We start from the raw sequence: 20,826 nt of genomic DNA on the forward strand, positions 1-20,826 counted from the left end.
AAGGATGAACCGCATGCATCTCATCGCGATTAGTTTTGTTTTTGTTGGACTTTTTCAACGGGTAACCTGGGCACAGGATTCCGAGATGCCGGGCGAAAATCAACCTTACCTTATCAAGTCCATCTATTTTGGAGGTGGAAGTTATTACATTGACGACGATCAGAAGTCTGCACTGTACCTCTTTCTCAGCGGGGTGATCCTGGAAAATTACGAGATCCATATTCATAGCCACACCGACAATATCGGAGGTGTGGAATACAATGAATGGCTGTCAAAGATGCGCAGTGAAGCGGTCCGGGAAGCATTGCTCGATCACCTGGTACCGGAAAACATCATTTTCATCAAAGACCACGGTTTGTTTGACCCCCAATTCAATAATGAGTCCTGGGAAGGACGCCGCAGAAACCGGCGGGTGGATGTTGTGCTCTGGCCGAAACCAGCCTGAATTTCAAAACATCATGGGAACCCATAAAAAAAGCCATCTCCGGATGAAGATGGCTTGGTGATCGTGCTGGGACTCGAACCCAGGGCCCACGGCTTAAAAGGCCGTTGCTCTACCGGCTGAGCTACACGATCGTGTAACTTTTCTTGCAAAGCGACTGCAAAGATACAAACCATTTCATTTTTGGCAAGTTGTGATTCTATTTTTTGCCTTTTACTATGGAATAGGTTTGTCCTTCTATGCTTAGTTGGGTATTTGGGAAAATAGCCCGGGCTTCTTCCAGTAGGGGAGTAAGGTCACCGAACCGGCTGGAGTAATGTCCTAACAACAACTGCTGTACTTCGGCCAGGACGGCAATTTGGGCGGCCTGCGCAGCTGTGCTATGCTTTGTCAGCATGGCTTTTTCTTCAAATTCTTCCGTAAACGTCGATTCATGGTAGAGGGTGTCGGCGCCACGGATTAAAGGGACCAGCGTTTCATCGTATAAGGTGTCACTGCAGTAGGCATACACATTGGGAGGCGGTGGTGGAGAGGTCGCTTCACGAACGGTAATCCACCGTTCATCGGGAAGTTGGATGTCATTCCCGGCCTTCAGGTCCTTAATGTTTGCAATGGTCAGGCCGTATTCATCAATGTAAGCTTTGATCACATTGGGCTTGCTGAATACCTCTTTGAAGATGAAGCCCCAGGTGGGAATGCGGTGCTGCATCGGGAACGACCAGACTTCATAGTCATCATGGCGTACCAGAAGGTTGAAACCACTTTCCAATTCGTGAAAATGGAGGGAATACTGCAGAGGTACATCTCCTGCTTCCAGGATCAGGTCCAGGATTGCTTTAAGCCCCTTGGGTCCGTAAATATGGAGACTGTCTTTGCGCCCCATATGGTTAAAGGAAGTGACCACACCAGGCAACCCAAAGAAATGGTCACCGTGAAGGTGTGAGATAAAAATGTGATGAATGCGACCCCGTTTGACGGAATAGTCGATCATGCGCATTTGTGTCCCTTCCCCACAGTCAAGGAGGAAAGAATGATGCTTGATTTTGATGACCTGGGAGGTAGGATGCCGTTGGTGGGCAGGAACAGCGGAATTATTTCCCAGGATCGTTACTTCCATGGATTAATTATCGGTGGCTTCCTCTTCTTCGGCCCCGATTTCCCGCTCCAGTTCTTCCATCATCGCATAGTCAATGGCTTCCTGCAGGGTAGGAATGATCGTGAGAATGGATTCAAGCCGGGAGATCTCGATCAATTTTTTTACAGCAGGATGTACAATGCCGGTTACGATGAAGGAGCCATAGTCTTTCCAGATGCGGTTAGCCGTAAGGATGGAACTTAGTCCGGAAGAATCGACATAGGCTACTTTGGACAAATCGAAGATAAGGTTGCGTACGCCTTCGTTGCGCATAAAGACAAACTCCGATTTCAGATTTGGGGCTATCAGCGAGTTCAAATTTTCTTCGTCCAAAGTCAGGACGGAGTACTTATCCTGTTTATCCAGAGAGAATTTCATGTTACATTACTTTATCGCGTGCAAAAATAATGGAATTCTAATAATATGGACCACCCTTGTGTCAGGATCCGCAATTCATTCATCCGGAGGATCCCCAGTGTGCGGAATAAACCTGCTGGCATTTCGGTAAGAAGCGGTACTTAAAACGTTGATCTGCACCATAATCGAAAAGAGTTGTTGGAAATGATATTCATTATGTATGCAATTTTGTTTTAATATGTTATATTTCTATTAAACCGTGGCCAGTGGGAGGTTTATGACGTACTTGTGATGTTACATTACCAAGACAAAATGTCAGTTCGAACCAGTTTGGCATGTTTTTGTTGGGTTAACAGTGGGATTAATTCTCACTTTTTGTAAAATAATTGTGATCTTTGGTTTTGACGGAGTGCGAGCCAAATAAACAACAGGTAAACTATTTATGAACAGCAAGTTTTCATCCGAAGTGAAAAAGATTTTAGGTTTAAGCCGGGAGGAAGCGGTCCGTCTGGGCCACGACTACATCGGTACGGAACATCTGCTGCTGGGCATGCTCCATGATAAAGACATTCTGGCAGTCAAAGTCCTGGATTTTATGGATGTAGATTTCTCAGAATTGAAATACAAGATAGAAGAACAGATTCCACCCAAAAGCAACCTCTCCGACTCCCGCATCAAATTGGGCAGCATCGACCTGAACAAACAAGCTGAAAAAGTACTCAAACTAACTTTCCTGGAAGCGAAAGTGCTTAAAAATGAAGAGATCAGCCCGGAACACCTCATGCTGTCTATTCTCAAACACAAGGATAATCTGGCTTCCAGGATCCTGGAAGAGTTTGATGTGGATTATGAATCCTACAAGTCCGAGCTCGAATATGTGAGTCAGGAACAGGAATTCTCTAAATCCGATTTCTATAGTCAGGCATCTTCCGACTCGGATATTCCGATGGAAGAAGAAAGCTCAACCAAATACAAAAAAGCCAACCCCAAGTCCAAAACGCCTGTCCTGGATAACTTCGGCCGGGATATTACCCGCCTGGCAGAAGAGGATAAGCTGGATCCGATCATTGGTCGTGAAGAAGAGATCGAGCGCGTATCCCAAATCCTGAGCCGCCGTAAAAAGAACAATCCGATCCTGATCGGTGAACCAGGAGTAGGTAAAACAGCCATCGTTGAAGGTCTTGCACTGCGGATCATGCAGCGGAAAGTTAGCCGTACCTTGTTCAATAAACGCATCGTCATGCTTGACCTGGCTGCTCTCGTAGCCGGTACCAAATATCGCGGCCAGTTTGAAGAACGCATGAAAGCCATTATGAATGAACTGGAGAAATCACGTGATGTGATCCTGTTCATTGATGAGATCCATACGATTGTTGGCGCCGGAGGTGCCACGGGTTCATTGGACGCATCCAACATCTTCAAGCCAGCCCTGGCACGCGGTGAGTTACAATGCATCGGTGCATCCACCCTGGATGAATACCGTCAGCATATCGAGAAAGACGGCGCTCTGGACCGCCGTTTCCAGAAAGTCATCGTCGATCCGCCTAGCGCAGAAGAAGCTATCAGCATACTGACCAACATCAAAGCGAAATACGAAGAGTTTCATAACGTCACCTATTCCGAGGAGGCCATCAAGGCCTGTGTTATGCTCAGCGACCGCTACATTTCAGACCGGTTCCTGCCGGATAAGGCCATTGACGTACTCGATGAGGTTGGCGCCCGCGTCCATCTGAAAAACATCCACGTTCCGAAGCACATCGAAGAACTGGAAAAGAAGATCGAAGAGGCTAAGGAGAATAAAAACATGGCGGTAAAGAATCAGCAGTATGAACAGGCTGCTGACCTGCGCGATTATGAGTCCCGCCTGCAACGCCAGCTGGAGAAAGCGAAAGAGGAATGGGAAGAAGAATCCCGTTCCAAACGCTATCCGGTATCGGAGGAAGACATCGCCGAAGTCGTGAGTATGATGACCAGTATTCCGGTCAAGCGCGTTGCACAAAGTGAAAGCAATCGTTTGGTCCATATGACCAAAGACCTGAAGGAGCTGATTATTGGACAGGATGAAGCCATCACCAAGGTATCCAAAGCCATCCAGCGCAACCGGGTCGGATTGAAGGACCCGAAGAAGCCTATTGGGTCATTCATTTTTCTGGGACCTACCGGGGTAGGGAAGACCGAATTGGCCAAGGCGCTGGCCAGATACCTTTTTGATACCGAGGATGCCCTGATTCGTATTGATATGAGTGAATACATGGAGAAGTTCTCCGTTTCGCGACTGATCGGTGCGCCTCCGGGATACGTAGGTTATGAAGAAGGCGGCCAGTTGACAGAAAAAGTACGCAGGAAACCATATTCGGTCATCTTATTGGATGAGATCGAAAAAGCACATCCGGACGTTTACAACATCCTGTTACAGGTATTGGATGATGGTCAGCTAACCGATGGCCTGGGCCGGAAAGTGGACTTCAAGAATACTTTGATCATCATGACCTCCAATATTGGTGTAAGGCAGCTGAAAGATTTTGGTCAAGGGGTGGGATTCGCCACCAAGGCCCGTGTTGAAGCCGCCGAAGAAAATACCCGGAGTGTCATTCAAACGGCACTCAAGCGTACTTTCTCACCGGAATTCCTGAACCGGATCGACGACGTGGTGATCTTTAATGCACTGGATAAGGATCAGATCCACCAGATCATCGACATCACACTGAAAGATTTGTACAAGCGGTTAAGCCTGATGGGTTATACCCTTACCTTGTCAGATGAGGCTAAAGATTTCGTTGCCGATAAAGGATATGATCCACAGTACGGTGCCAGACCATTGCACCGTGCCATTCAGAAATACCTGGAAGACCCGTTGGCAGAATTCATTTTACAACAGAATCCGGAGGAAGGAGCCCAGCTGGAAGCTGTCCTTACCGCTGACAAGGAAGGCGTCCGGATCGTATTGGTCAATAAAGTAGAATCATCTGATATCCAGGAAAATTAACAGACATCGTGCATGGCATCGGATTTGCTCGTCCTTATCCTGGGATGATTGCAAGGCTTTTGCCCTATTTATGAAACTTACATCAAAGCAATTACCTTAATAAGTTGTAGTTTTGTACACTTTTTATTCATTAAACTTTTAAACATTTGGCAAGAGAAACCAACTACAGGAGACCGCAACAAGATAATGCAGGTTACCGAGTAAATGATCAGATCCGCGTTAGAGAAATACGACTCGTCGGGGATAATCTGGAGACAATCAGTGGAGAGATAGGAGCTAAAATAGAAACAGGCATTTACAATACTTACCAGGCACTTAAATGGGCCGATGAAGTAGGCTTGGATTTGGTCGAGATTTCACCGAATGCAAATCCACCGGTTTGCAGGATTACCGATTTTAAGAAATTCCTTTACCTCCGGAAAAAGAAAGAGAAGGAAATAAAAGCAAATACTGCCAAAACCGTCATTAAAGAAGTCCGTTTCGGACCGAACACCGATGACCATGATTTTGAGTTTAAATTGCGTCACAGCAGGAAATTCCTGGAGGAAGGGGCAAAAGTGAAAGCCTATGTACACTTCAAAGGAAGGACCATCGTCTACAAGGACCGTGGTGGTGATCTGCTGGAACGGTTTGTGAAAGAACTGGAGGAGTTTGGCACCCCGGACTCTCCGCCTAAAATGGAGGGACGCCGGATGCATGTCATCATCTCTCCGAAAAAGGATACCAAGAAGAAATAACCTTCAACCTCAGACAAGTCTAATAAGCTTTACTTTGTAAGGTTTTGCCTTTGGTATTCAAATACTTTTTATACCTTTGCACTCCATCTTAAAATTCGTGTGGTTATGCCAAAGATGAAAACACATTCCAGTGCCAAGAAGCGCTTCAAGCTAACCGGCTCAGGAAAATTAAAAAGGTTCCACGCAAATCATTCTCACCTGATGCGTAAAAAGACCAAGGTGAGAAAATTGCGGTTGGTCCAGTCATCGCTGATCAGTCCTGCCGATGAGGCAAGAGTGAAGCGGATGCTGAATATCTGATTCTGATTTTTTAACGAGAATACAGGTCAAGCACCCAAGTAGGTCCCTGTATTGAACTAAAAACAAAAGCACATGCCACGTTCAGTCAATGCGGTAGCTTCCCGCAAAAGAAGAAAGAAAATCCTAAAAGCAGCCCGCGGTTATTTCGGTGCACGGTCTAAAGTATACACCGTTGCCAAAAATGCCCTCGAAAAAGGTATGCAGTATGCATACCGGGACCGCCGCAACAAAAAACGCGTGTTCCGCCGCCTATGGATAGCCCGTATCAATGCTGCTGCCCGCATCAACGGATTGAATTATTCTCAGTTTATGCACAAGCTTGATGAGTCGAACATCCAGCTAAACCGGAAAGTGCTTGCCGATCTGGCCACCAATCACCCGGAAGCATTTAAAGCAGTTGTTGATCAGGTGAAATAAAGGAAGAGTTCCTTCAAGCGAAATATAAACCCTGGCCGGTTCCGGTTCAGGGTTTTTTATTTTCGGACAATTTTTACAAGTATGCTAAATCACCCGATGCCCGTTTGTCGAAGGCATGTAACGTGCTCCCAAATGGACTAATGTTTGATCGGCATTGGATCATGACCGGATCGCCTCGACCGGATCCATGCGGGCTGCCTGCCAGGCTGGTATAATGCCACTGAGGATACCAATGATAAGACTCATGGAAACACCGAGAATGATATTCTTCGCCGGCAGATAAAAATGAAATCCGGACAGTTTGGTGGCCAGCTCGGTAATGCCGAATACGATAATCAAGCCGAGGGCTCCTCCCAGCAGACACAGGATGATGGATTCGATCAGGAATTCCATCAGGATGACCGGGCGGGGAGCGCCTAGTGCTTTTTTAACACCGATCTGATTAGTCCTTTCTTTCACCGAAACAAACATGATATTGGCTACGCTGAAGATGCCAACCAGGATAGCGAAAAGTCCAATGATGATGGCTACCATACTTAGGACTTTAAAGATCGGTGCCAGCAGGTTCGTTAGTGTGGAAAGTTCGTTGATGGAAAAGTCGTCGCCTTCAATAGGTTTTAAATGCCGGTGGACACGTAGTACGCCGGTCAGCTCATCCCTCAGGTCATCCAGGGAGACCCCCGGGTTTGCTTTTACATTGAGCATGGTACCCCAGGTGGTCCTGGAACTGATATTGATCATCTTACGCGCCTGGTTGTAGCTGATGATCACAGCCCGGTCAAATGGGATGACATTGACCAGACTATTGCCTTCTTTCTTCAGGACTCCGATCACCATGAGCTTGCGTCCCCGCACATTGATGTATTTGCCTACCGGGTCGGTATTGGGAAAAAGGCTTGTAGCAATTTCATAACCCAATATGGCCCGGTCTGCCCCGGTTTCAAATTCAAAGTTGGTAAAATACCTGCCGGACTCGAATTCCAGTTTGAATATTTCGCCAAATTCGAAGGTAACCCCGGCCATGTATGCACCGCGGATACTGTTGTTGCGGAATTTGATCACATTGGTAGGCATGAAGACTGCCAGCGAAGCCATTTCCGCCGAATGAACCTTGGTCGTTATAGCCTTGTAGTCGTTGAAATCCGGGTTAGGACGTTTAGAGTATTTCCAGAAGTTTTCTCCGGGGTCTTCGTTCCAGGGGAAGCGGTCCACATAAAGGACATCACGCCCCAGTTTTTCGAAGCTTTGTTCGATATTTGCCTGGAGGGAGTCGACAGCAGATAAGATCAGGATGATGCACAGAATGCCGATCAATATCCCCAGCAGGGAGAGAAACGAACGCATCTTATTTGAGGCAAGTTGCTGAAATGCCTGGGTGATGCTTCCGATGAGTATGTTGAAATATATTTTCATAATACCGGTGAGCACCAAGGTAAGAACTAATCCTTTCGGGCAGCAAATTGTTCGATGAATGCATGGTATTTTCAGCTAAAAACCAGTGAGTTAACTGCCAATTTCAATTGGATTGTCTCATTGAATGTTTATTTTTGCCGAAATTTTGCAAAATCCGAAGCACATGAGGTCGAAACTATCCAATTTCAATTTTGAACTGCCAGCTGAATTGATTGCTCAATCACCAGCAAAAGAACGGGATGAGTCTCGACTGATGGTCATACACCGGGAATCCGGTAAAATCGAGCATAAGATCTTTAAGGATCTACTCAATTATTTTGATGAGGACGACGCACTGATCTTCAACAATACCAAAGTTTTTCCCGCCCGGATGTTCGGACGTAAAGAGAAGACAGGTGCCAAGATCGAAGTCTTCCTGCTGCGTGAGCTGAACAAGGATGCCCGTTTGTGGGATGTGCTCGTGGACCCGGCCCGGAAGATCCGCGTAGGCAATAAACTTTATTTCCATGACAAGAATGGCAATGAGGTTTTGGTCGCCGAAGTGGTGGACAATACCACCTCTCGTGGGCGGACGATCCGTTTCTTTTACGATGGCTCTGACGAAGATTTCCAGAATGAGTTGAAAGCGCTGGGTACCACCCCGCTTCCGAAATACATCAAACGTCTGGCTGAAGATCTCGATGTGGACCGGTATCAAACCGTGTATGCCAAAGTGGAGGGAGCCGTTGCCGCACCTACCGCCGGACTCCATTTCAGTAAAGAGCTGATGAAGCGATTGGAAATCAAAGGCGTAAACTTTGCAGAGATCACCCTCCATGTGGGACTGGGAACATTTCGCACCATTGATGTGGAAGATCTTTCAAAGCACAAGATGGATGCCGAATATTTTAGGGTTGATGATAAGGCGGTCCAGGTGGTGAATAAAGCAAAACAGGGCGGAAAACGTGTATGCAGTGTGGGTACCACCTCCATGCGATCCATCGAGTCGGCAGTTTCGGCCAATGGTCTTCTGAAGCCTTCCGAAGGCTGGACAAATTTGTTTATTTATCCTCCGTACGATTTTTCCATCGCCAATGCAATGATCACCAACTTCCATTTGCCAAAATCCAGTCTGATGATCATGGTATCGGCTTTTGGCGGGTATGATTTGATCATGGACGCATACCAGGAAGCCATCAAGGAAAAATATCGCTTCTATTCTTATGGAGATGCGATGTTGATCCTTTGATCAAGGAAACCACTCTTAGGTAAAGTTTCCCAATTTTTTAGGGCTGGGATGTTGTTTCAGTGATTTTCTTTAATACATTTGCGGCAAAATGAATGGGGGAAACTATTTCGCTCAGTACATAGTTTACCACATGAAATTTTTTGATTAACCTTTAATCTCGTTGACTATATGTATTGGACGCTTGAATTGGCTTACCATTTGGAAGAGGCTCCCTGGCCTGCTACCAGAGACGAGTTGATTGATTATGCTATTCGCTCCGGGGCTCCACTTGAGGTTATTGAGAATCTGCAGGAGATGGAGGACGAAGGAGAGATCTACGAGAGCATCGAAGACATTTGGCCGGACTATCCACGCAAAGACGACTTTCTCTTTAACGAAGACGAATACTAATTCGGCTGTCACAGCTGGAAATCTGCCGTATTTGCACAATTGGGACAAAAACAAAGCCCTGTATCCGCCTGCCTGCTTCCAAGATTGTATTTTTAACGCATGACACCGGCTAAAGACATTATTGTTGCTATCGATGGATTTGCATCTTGCGGTAAATCGTCCCTGGCGAAATCCCTCGCAAGGACATTGAATTACCGCCACATCGATACCGGTGCCATGTATCGTGCCGTCACCTGGTATTTTCTCAAAAATCAGGTGGATTGGCGTCATAAACCGGATCGGGAAGAAGCCCTGGATCAGATCGCGATTACCTTCGAAAACCACCATCAGCTGAATCGTACCCTGCTGAACGGACAGGATGTGGAAACAGTTATCCGTTCAGCCGAGGTAAATCAGGAAGTCAGTGAGGTGAGTGTTTTTGGAGATGTCCGTGAGAAAGTTGTCGCTCTGCAGAGGTCGATGGGAAAGGGTAAGCGCATCGTGATGGAAGGAAGGGACATAGGCACCGTTGTCTTTCCTGAAGCAGAGCTAAAAATTTTTCTAACCGCCTCGCTGGAAGTACGTACCGACAGGAGATTTCAGGAATTGATGCTTAAGGGCGTTATGACCACACGGGGAGAAGTCCAGGAAAATCTATTAAAACGGGACTACATCGATTCTCACCGCGAGATCAGTCCCTTGCGTAAAGCGAAGGACGCCTGGGAGATCGACAACAGCGATCTGACCATCCTGGACCAGCAGGCTCTCATCGTCGATCGCATCCGGGATCAATGGGGAATGACCGAAAAGGCATGACAACATGGTTGGACGATGTGTTAATTCTATGATAAAGGGTGCGGAAGGAGATTACATTTATACTTGAAATGCGTTTATCACCAAAATGGGAATATGAAAACCAATTATTACCTGTGCATGCTTGTCGCCTTGCTTTTTGCTATCAATGGGCAGGCGCAAAGCCGAAGCTCATCCAGCCGGCGGGCCCCGGTCAAGAAGACCGAGTGGACCGATAACCTCTGGTATGGTGGAGGACTGTCCCTGTCGCTGAGCAACTCCAATTTCGGTATTGGACTGGCTCCATTAGCAGGATATAAGATTTTTGAAAGCCTTTCGGTCGGACCACGTATCGATTTTTTCTACAACAGCGGTCGCTATCAGGAATTTTTTGGTTCACCCGTACTCAGATACAATACAATATCTGTAGGCGGTGGTCTGTTTTCCCGTTTTAAAATATTTCGTGGTTTGTTCGCGCATGTTGAAGGCGACTATTACAGCCTTGAAAATCCTGTCAGTGTGGACCCCCTCTCCAATAAGATCATCACGGAACGTGCATCGGAACCCAGACTTTATGTCGGAGCTGGTTACAGTACCGGTGGAACCGGACAATTTGGTACAGAGATATCCATTGTCTACAATACCCTTGCCGACCCAAACAGCGCCATCATACCCTGGGAATACCGCTTCGGGTTTAATTACAACTTCTAGGCACACCTACCAGGTCAGGGTCAATGAAGCCAGCACCTGCCTGGTTGCTTGCGGGTAATAACCGGCCAGATGATACCGGGTGCCCGATTCCAGTTGTGCATAAGGATCATCGGGTCGCGGATCGTATCCGGCTGAACTGAACCGATAAACCCAGCCATTGGTTGTGTACAGGGTATTCCATAAATTTTGTACCTGGATATTCCAGCCGATCTGCGGCCCGTTTTTCACCGGGATTGATCCGATCAAGGCCAGGTCATTTACCCAATATCCCGGGATCGATGCTTCTTTTTGTTGTGTATTGTCGAGGTTTTGACGGCTGACGTGGTTCCACGCCCATTGGACCAGGATGTTGCGGCTTGCTTCTTTGTTGCCCTGAAGGTAATACCGGATTTGCTGATTGTTGACCCATTGTGGTGAGAAGGATAGACTGGTGTTACGATATTCAACGGGGATCTGTCCACCGGCATCCCAATCATCCACATAATCGGTAAATTTTCTGACCCGGTTTTGGCTCCAGGTCAGGTTGGTGATGATTTCAAGTTTTTCCAAGGGTTGCCACTGGGATTGAACCTCTATTCCTGCCCGGTAGCTCTTTGGGATATTGATGCGGGTATAGGCGCCCACATCGTTGATTTGACCATTTAACACCAGTTGATTAACATAGTACATATGGTAAATGTTGGCGCCAAGAGAAGCCCTGGCACCCGACCAGTCCCAGCCCAGCTCGGTGTTGTAAAGGGATTCCGGCAGGGGATGCTGGGAACTGCTGCTTTCCGTATAATCATCCCGGTTAGGCTCTTTATGTCCTACCGCAAAAGATAGATAAGCCCGGTGGTGTGCACTGGGTACCCAGGACAATCCTGCCTTTGGGTTGAAAAAAGGAAGCTGGACCGATTGCCTCAATGGTCGCCCATCCTGGCCGGTCCCGAGGAAATCATAGTAGACCTGCCTGACTTGCAGATCCAGGTAACTTTGCAACTGTCTGGTCAGAGGTATTTCCCATTTACTATAGGCACTGAGATCGCGTTTTCTGGCATCATTGTCATAGTATCTAAAGCCCTGTTCGGCATCCCCCATAAAACTGGCCCAAATGACCTCGCCGTAATGGTTCCCCAGGTAATCATTTCCGGCTGCACCCAATGTCCAGGTCATTCCTTTGGCTGTGTGCAAAGCCCAGGAAGCAAGTGCGCCATAAAAGTCATTATCAAGCCAGCGTCGCCGGATCAGATTCGTGGTTAGGTGCTGGCCGGTTGGATCGGTTATCCCGTAGTCGGAGAGAAGTTGATCCGCTTTGTATTGTTCAAAATAACCATATCCCTTGGTATAATGCAGGGTGACATTAAGATCCATGAAAACCGACAGTTTTTGATTCCATATCGCCTGATAATGGCTTTGCTGGTAGTCATCAATTTCGTTAGGATGGGGAGAGCCCGGGCGCTCCGACCCGGCTGAATTGTAGCGGCGGAGCTGGGGATCGTCGATATAGGTGGCAGGAACACCATCCCAGGCTTGGTAAGTATTCTCTTTGCCTGAAAAATGCAGGAATCTAAGGGACGTATTCCGGTTTAAGTAAGCTGCGCTGAGGTAGTAAGATCTCAGATCTGCCCGTGCCCGGTCAATATAGCCATCGGAGTGAATGGTTGAAAGCCTTCCGTCCATTTGAAAATGGTTGTTAATCAGGCCTGTGCTGACTTCAGCAGAGGCCCTCCGGGTATTGAACGAGCCCAGAGATCCGGTGATGCGTGCCTGAGGGCCAGTCGTAAAAGACTGGGTGTTGAGGTTTATGCTCGCGCCAAATGCTCCTGCTCCATTCGTTGAAGTACCCACACCGCGCTGGATCTGCATTTGCTTGGTGCTGGATGCGAAATCCGGCAGATCAACCCAGAATACATATTGCGATTCCGGATCATTCAGTGGAACTCCATTGATGGTGACGTTGATACGCGTAGGATCGGAGCCACGGATCCGCATGCTGGTGTAACCGATTCCATTTCCGGCATCCGAATTGACCCACAGGGAGGGCGTATACCGTAACAGATAGGGCATATCCTGCCCGGTATTTTGTTTTTGAATCTCTGCCCCTGGATAATTGGTATACGTCATCGGGGTTTTTCCAGTGGCCCAGTGGTGGATCACCTCCACCGGGTCCAGAGTCAGGGAAGCAGGCTGCAGCTGAATATGAAGCGTAGCCGAAGGTATTGAATCCAGCCGGATAATCTTGTCTTCGAAACTGAGATGCTGTAAGCGGATCTCTGCCGGCAGATGGGTTACAGGTAATCGGAAGGTTCCGTCTTCTGCCGAGAGAGCCTGTGCCTCATTGGTAAGATTTTCAATGAATACATGAGCGATCGGAACACCGGAATCATCGACAATGACCCCGGACAGATTTTGTGCTTGGCCAACGGCAACAGCTAATAGATGCCAAGCCACCAGTACGCGGATTTTCACGTTAAAATATTTTTGAGCTACCTAATCCAGTAAGCTGGGGTAGCTCCTGGCATTTCCCTTCCCAGCATTACCTGGGCAGGTTCATTGGGTTTGATCTCAGCCGGTTTATGTACGGCACCCCACTTGATCTCGGCAATAAAGGTAATACATCCGTCATTCTATCACTAGTTTTTACACCTTTTTCAGACAATCCGCCTGGAGACGGAATATTTTTTGCAGACTGGATTGTCAGGCGGTTGGAAATGCGGTGAACACCTTAATGGACTGGATATCGAACAATAAATTGACTATCTTCATACCATTTGATGCGGATAAAGAGCAAAGAATATGTCTAAGAATTTGAGTGCGCTCTCAGGGAGAAAAGGTCTTGATCGGGGATTGTTTGAGCAGCTGGGGAAGCTTGGTGAGGAGGATGGTACTCCCGATCCCGGACAACTCGAAGAATTGGCTAAATCCTTTCTGATCGGGACAGCCAATACCTACGGCGTAGCTACCTTCTATGACTTACTGAGACCTGAAAATAAAGGCAAGCAGGTTTATGTATGCAATGGATCTGCCTGCCTGAACGCCGGGACACAGCCCCATGTCCATGAACAATTAACCCGATTTTTTCCAGCGGAGGCCATTGGAGAGATGTGCTGCCTGGGACGGTGTCACGAAAATGCCGCTTTTCAGTTTGGTGGGAACAATTACTCGGGTACAGCCATCAGGCACCTGGATGCCATTGTGGCCGGAAAGGCAACATCTGGAGATCGTTATTCCGTAGTTTCAACAGGGCCGGCAATCCTTACCCAAAACGATTTGACTCTGGACGAATGCATTGCAACTCTCGGGCAGGTATTGCAGACTAATCCGGAAGAAATCCTGACTGCGATCCAGATTTCCGGACTGCGGGGGAGAGGAGGTGCAGGATTTCCGATCGGACAAAAACTGGCCTTCTGCAGGCAAGCTTCCGGAGAAACGAAGTTTGTTATTTGTAATGCCGATGAAGGTGACCCGGGAGCTTATTCGGATCGTTATTTGCTCGAGCATCAGCCACATCGACTGTTATTGGGGATGCTCATTGCAGGATATGTGACCGGAGCGTCATGGGGTGTGCTCTATATCCGGGCAGAATATCCGGAGTCCATTCGCATTATGGAGCAGGCTGTACAAGATTTCCGTCGGGCTGGATTGGCCGGAAATGATGTGCCTGAAAGTGGATTTGGATTCCGGTTCAAGATCATCCAGGCCAGGGGCGCCTACATCTGTGGCGAAGAAACAGCTTTGATTAATTCCATTGAGGGTCAACGACCGGAAGTACGCGTACGCCCACCTTACCCTGCTCAATCGGGATTGTTCGGTAAGCCTACCGTTGTCAATAATGTAGAAACGCTGGCTGTTCTTCCGACCACACTGGTGGATGGTGGTAATTATTACGCTTCCTTAGGGACGGATGCTTCTCCCGGCACCAAATTGCTAAGCCTGGACGGCCATTTTATGCAGCCGGGGATCTACGAAGTAGAGATGGGAACACCGTTACAAGCTGTCATCGATCACGCAGGAGGATTCCGAATCCCGGTGAAGGCTTTACACATTGGAGGGCCGCTGGGAGGTCTGGTACCGGCTAACAAATTCTCAGAGCTAACGATTGATTTTGAATCCTTCGCTCAGGCCGGATTTTTGCTGGGGCACGCCTCATTTATTGCAATCCCGCAATCATTGCCTCTCATAAGCTACCTGGCAGACCTGTTTCGATTTGCCGCCCACGAAAGCTGCGGAAAATGCTTCCCATGCCGGCTAGGCACCAAGCGTGCGGAAGAACTATTTACCCGGGCTGCTGCCGGAGAGCAAGAGATTGATCCTGTTTTATTGGATGATCTGCTCTTCACTCTGGAGTCCGGTTCATTGTGTGCCCATGGAGGAGGCATTCCTCTGCCGGTACGTAATGCACTCATGTATTTCAAAAAGGAACTCGAACCTTATTTCAAACCCAGAATAATTTTGTCTGATGTTAGTCACACCTAAGGAAAAGAAGCGATTCGCCACAAAAGAGGAAAATGGAGCAGTGGCATTTATTGATGGTAAACCTTACGCTTATCAGAAAGGGGAGACCATGCTTCAGTTCATTCGTCGCAATCTTGGAACGCATTTGGTGCCAACTCTGTGTGATGCGCCGAATCTTGATCCTTTTGGTTCCTGCAGGGTGTGCAGTGTTGAGGTTGCTCAAAATGCTTCCGGTCCCCGGAAAATGGTAGCATCCTGTCACACACCACTCATGCCTGGGATGCATTTGTTCCCAACTTCCCACAAAGTACAACGGTTGCGTAAAAATATTCTGGAACTGGTGCTCACCGACCACCCGTTAGATTGCCTGACCTGTGAGGTGAACGGCAACTGCGAATTGCAGCACGTAGCCGCTCAGGTAGGGATCCGGGAAGTACGTTATCCGGCCGGAGCCCAGCATACGGATCGCTCTAAGGATTTGAGCCATCCCTATATGGTATCGGACCTGTCGAAATGCATCAATTGCTATCGTTGCGTCCGTGCCTGTGATGAAGTACAGGGGCAATTTGTATTGACCATGGCCGGACGCGGATTTGACGCTCATATTGTAAAAGGAGCAAATAAACAATTTGTAGAATCCGATTGTGTAAGCTGTGGTGCCTGTGCCCAGGCCTGCCCGACATCCGCTATCAGCGATGTATTCCAATCCAAGGCAATCCTTGCAACGGAAAAGACCAGGACGGTTTGCACGTATTGCGGGGTAGGGTGCAACCTGGAGGTATCGACCCGGGGTGAGAATGAGATCTTATCCATACGTGCACCCTATGATGCCGAAGTCAATCACGGGCACACCTGTTTGAAAGGGCGCTACGCATTCCAGTTTTACAACCATCCGGAACGCTTGCGCCATCCGTTGATCAAACGTAATGGCCGGTTTGAGGAGGCTACCTGGGATGAGGCTTATGACTACATCATTGGCCGATTGAACACCTATATTTCAGATTATGGCGCCGATGCCATTGCCGGGATCTCTTCATCCCGGTGCACCAATGAAGAAAATTACCTGATGCAGAAGTTTATCCGGGCCGTGGTGGGGACCAATAACATTGACGGATGTGCCCGGGTCTGCCATTCACCCACTGCACTTGGGATGCAACGTACGTTCGGTACCGGTGCGGCCACCAATTCCGTAGAGGATCTTAATCACACCAATTGCATATTGGTTATTGGTGCAAACCCAACCGACGCGCACCCGGTTACCGGGGCACGGATGAAACAAAAAGCCATGCAAGGGGTGACCACCATCGTCATCGATCCCCGAGAGACCGAGCTGGCAAAATACGCGACCTACCATCTTCAATTGCGCCCGGGGACCAATGTTGCAGTACTTAATATGATGATGTATTACATCGTGCAGGAGGGCCTGGTGGATCAGGATTTTATTGATCATCGTACGGAAGGGTACCGGTCGTTCACTGAAGCTCTGTTAAGCCTCGATATGGACACGATGGAGGCTATATCCGGCGTGCCCCGGGGATTGGTTCGCGAAGCAGCGATCGCATATGCATCTGCGCCCAATGCCATGTCGTTTCATGGCCTTGGGGTTACGGAACATTCTCAGGGAACATTCACCGTGATGCAGATCGCTGAACTGGCAATGCTGACCGGGAATATTGGCCGGCCGGGAGTGGGCGTTAACCCATTGCGCGGCCAGAATAATGTCCAGGGGTCGGCAGATATGGGTGTGCAGCCACACCAGGGCGCCGGGTATCTCGACATAACCCGCGAGGATGTACGCAATCGGTATGAGTCGTATTATGGCGTGCAATTGCCGCAGCACATTGGGTACAAGATACCGGAGATGTTTGATGCTGCCCTGCAAAACAAACTAAAAGCCATCTGGATCATTGGGGAAGACGTGGTGCAGACAGATCCAAACACCCAAAAAGTGATCCGGGCGCTCGATGCCATCGATCTGGTTGTGGTTCAGGAATTATTTATGACAGAAACTGCAAAATATGCCGACGTAGTCCTGCCGGCATCTTCTTTTCTGGAGAAGAGCGGAACCTTTACCAATGGAGAGCGTCGGGTACAGCGGGTAAACCAGGTAATAGATCCATTACCGGGCACGAAACCGGATGGTCAGATTATTGTCGAGATCATGCAACGCATGGGATATCCGCAGCCAGATTATTCTGCCCCAGCAGTACTGGCCGAAATTGCCGGCATCGTTCCGTTTTTTGCAGGTATTCGCTGGGAGGATCTGGGTACCAATGGCAAGCAATGGCCAGTCGCCGAAGATGGTACCGATTCAAAGATCATTCATGTGGAGTCGTTCAAACGGGGCAAAGGCAAGTTTGAATTTCACGGATTTCAAGAATCTCCGGAGCGGTCTGAATTTGAAAAAGATTATCCCTACATATTGACCACTAACCGCGAGCTGGAACACTATAATTGTGGCGCCATGACGCGGCGTACTAAAAATGTGGAAATCCTTACGGAAGACTATTTATTGATCCACCCGGATGACGCAGCAAATCATGGTATTGCTGCCGGAGATATGGTCTGTGTCGAATCACCCCGTGGTAAGGTGGATATAAAAGCTAAAGTGACTGATGAAGTCAATGCAGGTATATTGAGTACGACCTTTCATTTTCCGGAAATAATGGTCAATAACATAACTTCGGACATCCACGATTCAGAGGCTAAATGCCCGGAATACAAAGTAGTTTCTGTGCGCATCCGGAAATCGAAAGGTAAATATCGTCATACTGTGTCTGCGTGATATTGCCTGGGTAAATTTCCGTAACTTCAGCTTGAAAAAATACCTCAATCATGATGAGATGGCTGGGTTCAGTGATTCTGGTGGTTAACCTCTTTGCCTGTTCATCGGGTGAATCGCCTAAAGAAACAGCAGTCAGTCCCTATTCTACGACAGGCACCGTGGAAAGACTGGATTTGCGCATCAATGAATACATAGCGCGGGAAGCGGTCATTGAAGTGCTTGATAGTGGGTACAACTGGACGGAAGGGCCTGTTTGGCTGGCTGACGAAGGCTATTATGTCTTTTCAGATGTTCCTGAAAATACGGTCTTCGCCTGGCAGGATGGCAAAGGATCCTGGGAATGGCTGAAGCCAAGCGGATACACAGGAATTGTGCCCCGGCCCGGCGAAATGGGTTCTAACGGGTTAACACTGGATCCGCAAGGAGAACTCGTCCTTTGTCAGCATGGTGATCGTCGTGTGGCAAAGCTGGACGCTCCGTTGTCCAATCCGTTGCCTACATTCGCAACCCTGGCTGACCATTACGAAGGGAAGCGTTTCAATAGCCCGAATGATGTGATTTTTGATCATCATGGTCGTATGTATTTTACTGACCCACCCTATGGACTTATCAATAATATGCAGGATAGCTCCAAAGAGATTCCCTTCCAGGGAATATACCGGGTCGACTCTCCGGGTGAAGTGGTGCTACTGGATACGGTAAGCCGGCCCAATGGAATTGCTCTATCACCGGATGAACGCACCCTGTATATCGCTAACTCCGACCCACTTAAGGCGGTTTGGTATGCCTATACGCTTAGTGAAAATGGGGAAGTCTCCGACAAACGGATCTTTATGGATGTTACGGATAAGGTTAATGTTCATAATCCCGGTCTGCCTGACGGCATGAAGGTTCATCCTTCGGGTACTTTGTTTGCCACGGGACCAGGGGGCGTATGGTTAATTAATGCTCAGGGTGAACCACTAGGCATCATACGTACCGGTCAGGCAACAGCCAACTGTAGTTTCAATAGTGATTATTCTGAGTTGTTCATGACTGCGGATGGTTACATCATGCGGATCAAACTGGAAACGAATCTGCTGAAGAAGCGGACTCAATGATGGCTATAGCCTGTATTTTTCGCATTTCCAGGGGCCCGTTAAGGATGGTGTAGGGTATTGAAAGTCCGGATAGCAACAATTCATAATCCTGAAATAACTTTTCACGGCGGTTTTCATCTTCCCGCAGCGGATCTGCTTCCCAGGGCATGTCGGGATAACAAAGAAATACATGCTGATATCTGTTACGTGCAGCTTCCATCCATCGGGCCAGGAGAGGAGGCAACGCTTTGCCCACTTTGTCCTGCCACCAGATGGCAAAGGTATAGACATCGGTATCGGATAAAGTACAGGTTTCCTGATAGCATTGTAAGGTCTCCAGGGCAGACTGAGCCGAAGCTATGCGCAGGATTAATTCAGGAGTTGAGCTGACGGGCGGGCGGCTAAGATAATTCCGGCTGTATTCCGGAATCCACAACCAATTGGTAGTCAAATGGATGGCGTGGCAAAGTGTCGATTTGCCTGAACTTTCAGGTCCGGTAACCGAAAATATCATTCTACAGAAGTAGGGAAAAAAATTGAAATTGAAAAGCAGAATCTCTATCTTTACCCATGGAAAGGGTTTCAAATCTTCGGGTAGAAAATGCCCGGGAAGAGTACAATATCAGAAGAAGACAAAACCGATTTTTACTTCATATTACAAGTTTTTGGCATAAAACTTGTTTGAATTAAACTGGTTCTAATCATTCAATCCAATATTGTACTGCCCAGACAAATTGTAGTTTTCTTATTTTGAGACCTTAGTCTAGAGAGCCTGGATTAGCTAGTCTAATTCGGGCTTTTTTTCTTCTCCGTTCCAAATATAAAAAGAAATTTAAATATAAAAAAGCTATATATATAAAAATCCGTAATTTTTTAGGAATTACCTGCTGCCTGGTCGCGAAGTCGTTGCAGAAAGGGCGATGCGAAAACAAAATCTTCCATGTCCGGATTGTCGCTGTGCAGTACGGATTCTTTATTACCGATCCAGGCGACACGGCCCTGGTGGAGTAGGGCAATGTTCTCACCAATTTCCATCACGGAGTTCATATCATGGGTATTGATGATGGTGGTGATATGATTTTCTTCAGTAATACTGTTGATCAACTCATCAATCAGGATACTGGTTTTAGGATCCAATCCTGAGTTCGGCTCATCACAAAACAGGTATTTCGGATTCAGTACGATAGCCCGGGCTATACCTACCCGTTTTTGCATCCCGCCGCTTATTTCAGAGGGAAATTTTGAATTATTACCTGCCAGGTTGACCCGTTCAAGGCACCAGTTAACCCGGTTATCTTTTTCCTTTTTTGTCTGGGTGGTAAACATATCCAGAGGGAACCTAACATTTTCCTCTACCGTCATGGAATCAAACAAAGCCGATCCCTGGAAGAGCATGCCGACCTGCATTCTGACAGTTTTTAACTGCCTTTTATTGAGTCTTGAAAATTCAACGTCATCGTACCAGATGGATCCTTCATCCGGCCGGATAAGACCTACCAGGATTTTGAGTAAGACGGTTTTACCTGCACCACTTCGGCCAATGATCAGATTGTTTTTACCGGTATCAAACGTCAGGCTGATATCCTTCAGGACATTGTGTTCACCAAATGATTTATATATACGCTCGGCTCGAATCATAGA

The 20,826-nt window shown here is 47.8% G+C and carries 18 protein-coding genes, 1 tRNA gene and 1 riboswitch; of the genes, 12 read left to right on the top strand and 7 right to left on the bottom strand.

Features of this window, described 5'->3' with window-relative positions; translation table 11 throughout:
* The first annotated feature begins 4 nt into the window (after positions 1-4).
* Positions 5-445, top strand: a complete 441-nt coding sequence (locus H6570_03375; GenBank protein MCB9318298.1) for an OmpA family protein — start codon at positions 5-7, stop codon at positions 443-445.
* Between the two features lie 55 nt (positions 446-500).
* On the opposite strand, the gene H6570_03380 is transcribed toward H6570_03375, so the two are convergent.
* The 3 genes from H6570_03380 to H6570_03390 all read right to left on the bottom strand — a co-directional run bounded on the left by H6570_03380 (position 501) and on the right by H6570_03390 (position 1,955).
* Positions 501-576, bottom strand: a tRNA-Lys gene (locus H6570_03380).
* Between the two features lie 65 nt (positions 577-641).
* Positions 642-1,559, bottom strand: coding sequence for a ribonuclease Z (locus H6570_03385; GenBank protein ID MCB9318299.1), 918 nt, complete (start codon positions 1,557-1,559; stop codon positions 642-644).
* A 3-nt stretch (positions 1,560-1,562) separates the two neighbouring features.
* A complete protein-coding gene (locus H6570_03390) occupies positions 1,563-1,955 on the bottom strand; it encodes an STAS domain-containing protein (GenBank protein MCB9318300.1) in 393 nt (130 codons plus the stop codon).
* Positions 1,956-2,376: 421 nt separating this feature from the next.
* Between H6570_03390 and H6570_03395 the strand changes: the two genes are divergently transcribed.
* From H6570_03395 to rplT, 4 genes are all read left to right on the top strand, one after another.
* Positions 2,377-4,920: an ATP-dependent Clp protease ATP-binding subunit gene (locus H6570_03395; GenBank protein ID MCB9318301.1), complete on the top strand. Its 2,544-nt coding sequence runs from the start codon at positions 2,377-2,379 to the stop codon at positions 4,918-4,920.
* A gap of 146 nt (positions 4,921-5,066) precedes the next feature.
* On the top strand, positions 5,067-5,657 hold the full coding sequence (locus H6570_03400; GenBank protein MCB9318302.1) for a translation initiation factor IF-3: 591 nt from the start codon (positions 5,067-5,069) through the stop codon (positions 5,655-5,657).
* Positions 5,658-5,762: 105 nt separating this feature from the next.
* Positions 5,763-5,957 (top strand): 50S ribosomal protein L35, encoded by a 195-nt coding sequence (gene rpmI / locus H6570_03405; protein ID MCB9318303.1) that lies wholly within the window; start codon positions 5,763-5,765, stop codon positions 5,955-5,957.
* Positions 5,958-6,029: 72 nt separating this feature from the next.
* Positions 6,030-6,374: a 50S ribosomal protein L20 gene (gene rplT / locus H6570_03410; protein MCB9318304.1), complete on the top strand. Its 345-nt coding sequence runs from the start codon at positions 6,030-6,032 to the stop codon at positions 6,372-6,374.
* 159 nt (positions 6,375-6,533) lie between these two features.
* Here the strand turns inward: rplT and H6570_03415 are convergent, their stop codons facing one another.
* Entirely contained in the window at positions 6,534-7,787 is a 1,254-nt protein-coding gene (locus H6570_03415) for an ABC transporter permease (protein ID MCB9318305.1), read from the bottom strand.
* 163 nt (positions 7,788-7,950) lie between these two features.
* Between H6570_03415 and queA the strand changes: the two genes are divergently transcribed.
* The 4 genes from queA (at position 7,951) to H6570_03435 (ending at position 10,887) form a co-directional block, all read left to right on the top strand.
* Positions 7,951-9,015, top strand: a complete 1,065-nt coding sequence (gene queA, locus H6570_03420; protein ID MCB9318306.1) for a tRNA preQ1(34) S-adenosylmethionine ribosyltransferase-isomerase QueA — start codon at positions 7,951-7,953, stop codon at positions 9,013-9,015.
* A gap of 168 nt (positions 9,016-9,183) precedes the next feature.
* Complete coding sequence (locus H6570_03425; GenBank protein MCB9318307.1) at positions 9,184-9,405, top strand: DUF2795 domain-containing protein; 222 nt, start codon at positions 9,184-9,186, stop codon at positions 9,403-9,405.
* A 99-nt stretch (positions 9,406-9,504) separates the two neighbouring features.
* A complete protein-coding gene (locus tag H6570_03430; protein MCB9318308.1) occupies positions 9,505-10,200 on the top strand; it encodes a (d)CMP kinase in 696 nt (231 codons plus the stop codon).
* 93 nt (positions 10,201-10,293) lie between these two features.
* The gene (locus H6570_03435) at positions 10,294-10,887 is read left to right on the top strand and encodes a hypothetical protein (GenBank protein ID MCB9318309.1); all 594 of its coding nucleotides are present in this window, start codon (positions 10,294-10,296) and stop codon (positions 10,885-10,887) included.
* 6 nt (positions 10,888-10,893) lie between these two features.
* Here H6570_03435 and H6570_03440 read toward each other — a convergent pair whose 3' ends face one another.
* Complete coding sequence (locus H6570_03440) at positions 10,894-13,335, bottom strand: TonB-dependent receptor (GenBank protein MCB9318310.1); 2,442 nt, start codon at positions 13,333-13,335, stop codon at positions 10,894-10,896.
* Positions 13,336-13,372: 37 nt separating this feature from the next.
* Positions 13,373-13,467: riboswitch (TPP riboswitch) on the bottom strand.
* Between the two features lie 195 nt (positions 13,468-13,662).
* Between H6570_03440 and H6570_03445 the strand changes: the two genes are divergently transcribed.
* The 3 genes from H6570_03445 to H6570_03455 are packed head-to-tail and all read left to right on the top strand — an operon-like array spanning position 13,663 to position 19,206.
* Positions 13,663-15,342: an NAD(P)H-dependent oxidoreductase subunit E gene (locus tag H6570_03445; GenBank protein ID MCB9318311.1), complete on the top strand. Its 1,680-nt coding sequence runs from the start codon at positions 13,663-13,665 to the stop codon at positions 15,340-15,342.
* Positions 15,326-18,106: a formate dehydrogenase subunit alpha gene (fdhF, locus tag H6570_03450; protein ID MCB9318312.1), complete on the top strand. Its 2,781-nt coding sequence runs from the start codon at positions 15,326-15,328 to the stop codon at positions 18,104-18,106. The genes H6570_03445 and fdhF overlap by 17 nt, the downstream gene beginning before the upstream one ends.
* Before the next feature lie 53 nt (positions 18,107-18,159).
* Positions 18,160-19,206, top strand: coding sequence for an SMP-30/gluconolactonase/LRE family protein (locus tag H6570_03455; GenBank protein MCB9318313.1), 1,047 nt, complete (start codon positions 18,160-18,162; stop codon positions 19,204-19,206).
* Here the strand turns inward: H6570_03455 and H6570_03460 are convergent.
* Together H6570_03460 and H6570_03465 are read right to left on the bottom strand one after the other, a co-directional pair.
* Positions 19,166-19,699 carry an ATP-binding protein gene (locus H6570_03460; protein ID MCB9318314.1) on the bottom strand — a complete coding sequence of 178 codons (534 nt, stop codon included), beginning with the start codon at positions 19,697-19,699 and terminating at the stop codon, positions 19,166-19,168. The genes H6570_03455 and H6570_03460 overlap by 41 nt on opposite strands.
* Before the next feature lie 359 nt (positions 19,700-20,058).
* On the bottom strand, positions 20,059-20,823 hold the full coding sequence (locus H6570_03465; GenBank protein MCB9318315.1) for an ATP-binding cassette domain-containing protein: 765 nt from the start codon (positions 20,821-20,823) through the stop codon (positions 20,059-20,061).
* Positions 20,824-20,826 lie beyond the last annotated feature (3 nt).

The organism is Lewinellaceae bacterium (assembly GCA_020636135.1).
GTDB lineage: Bacteria > Bacteroidota > Bacteroidia > Chitinophagales > Saprospiraceae > JAGQXC01.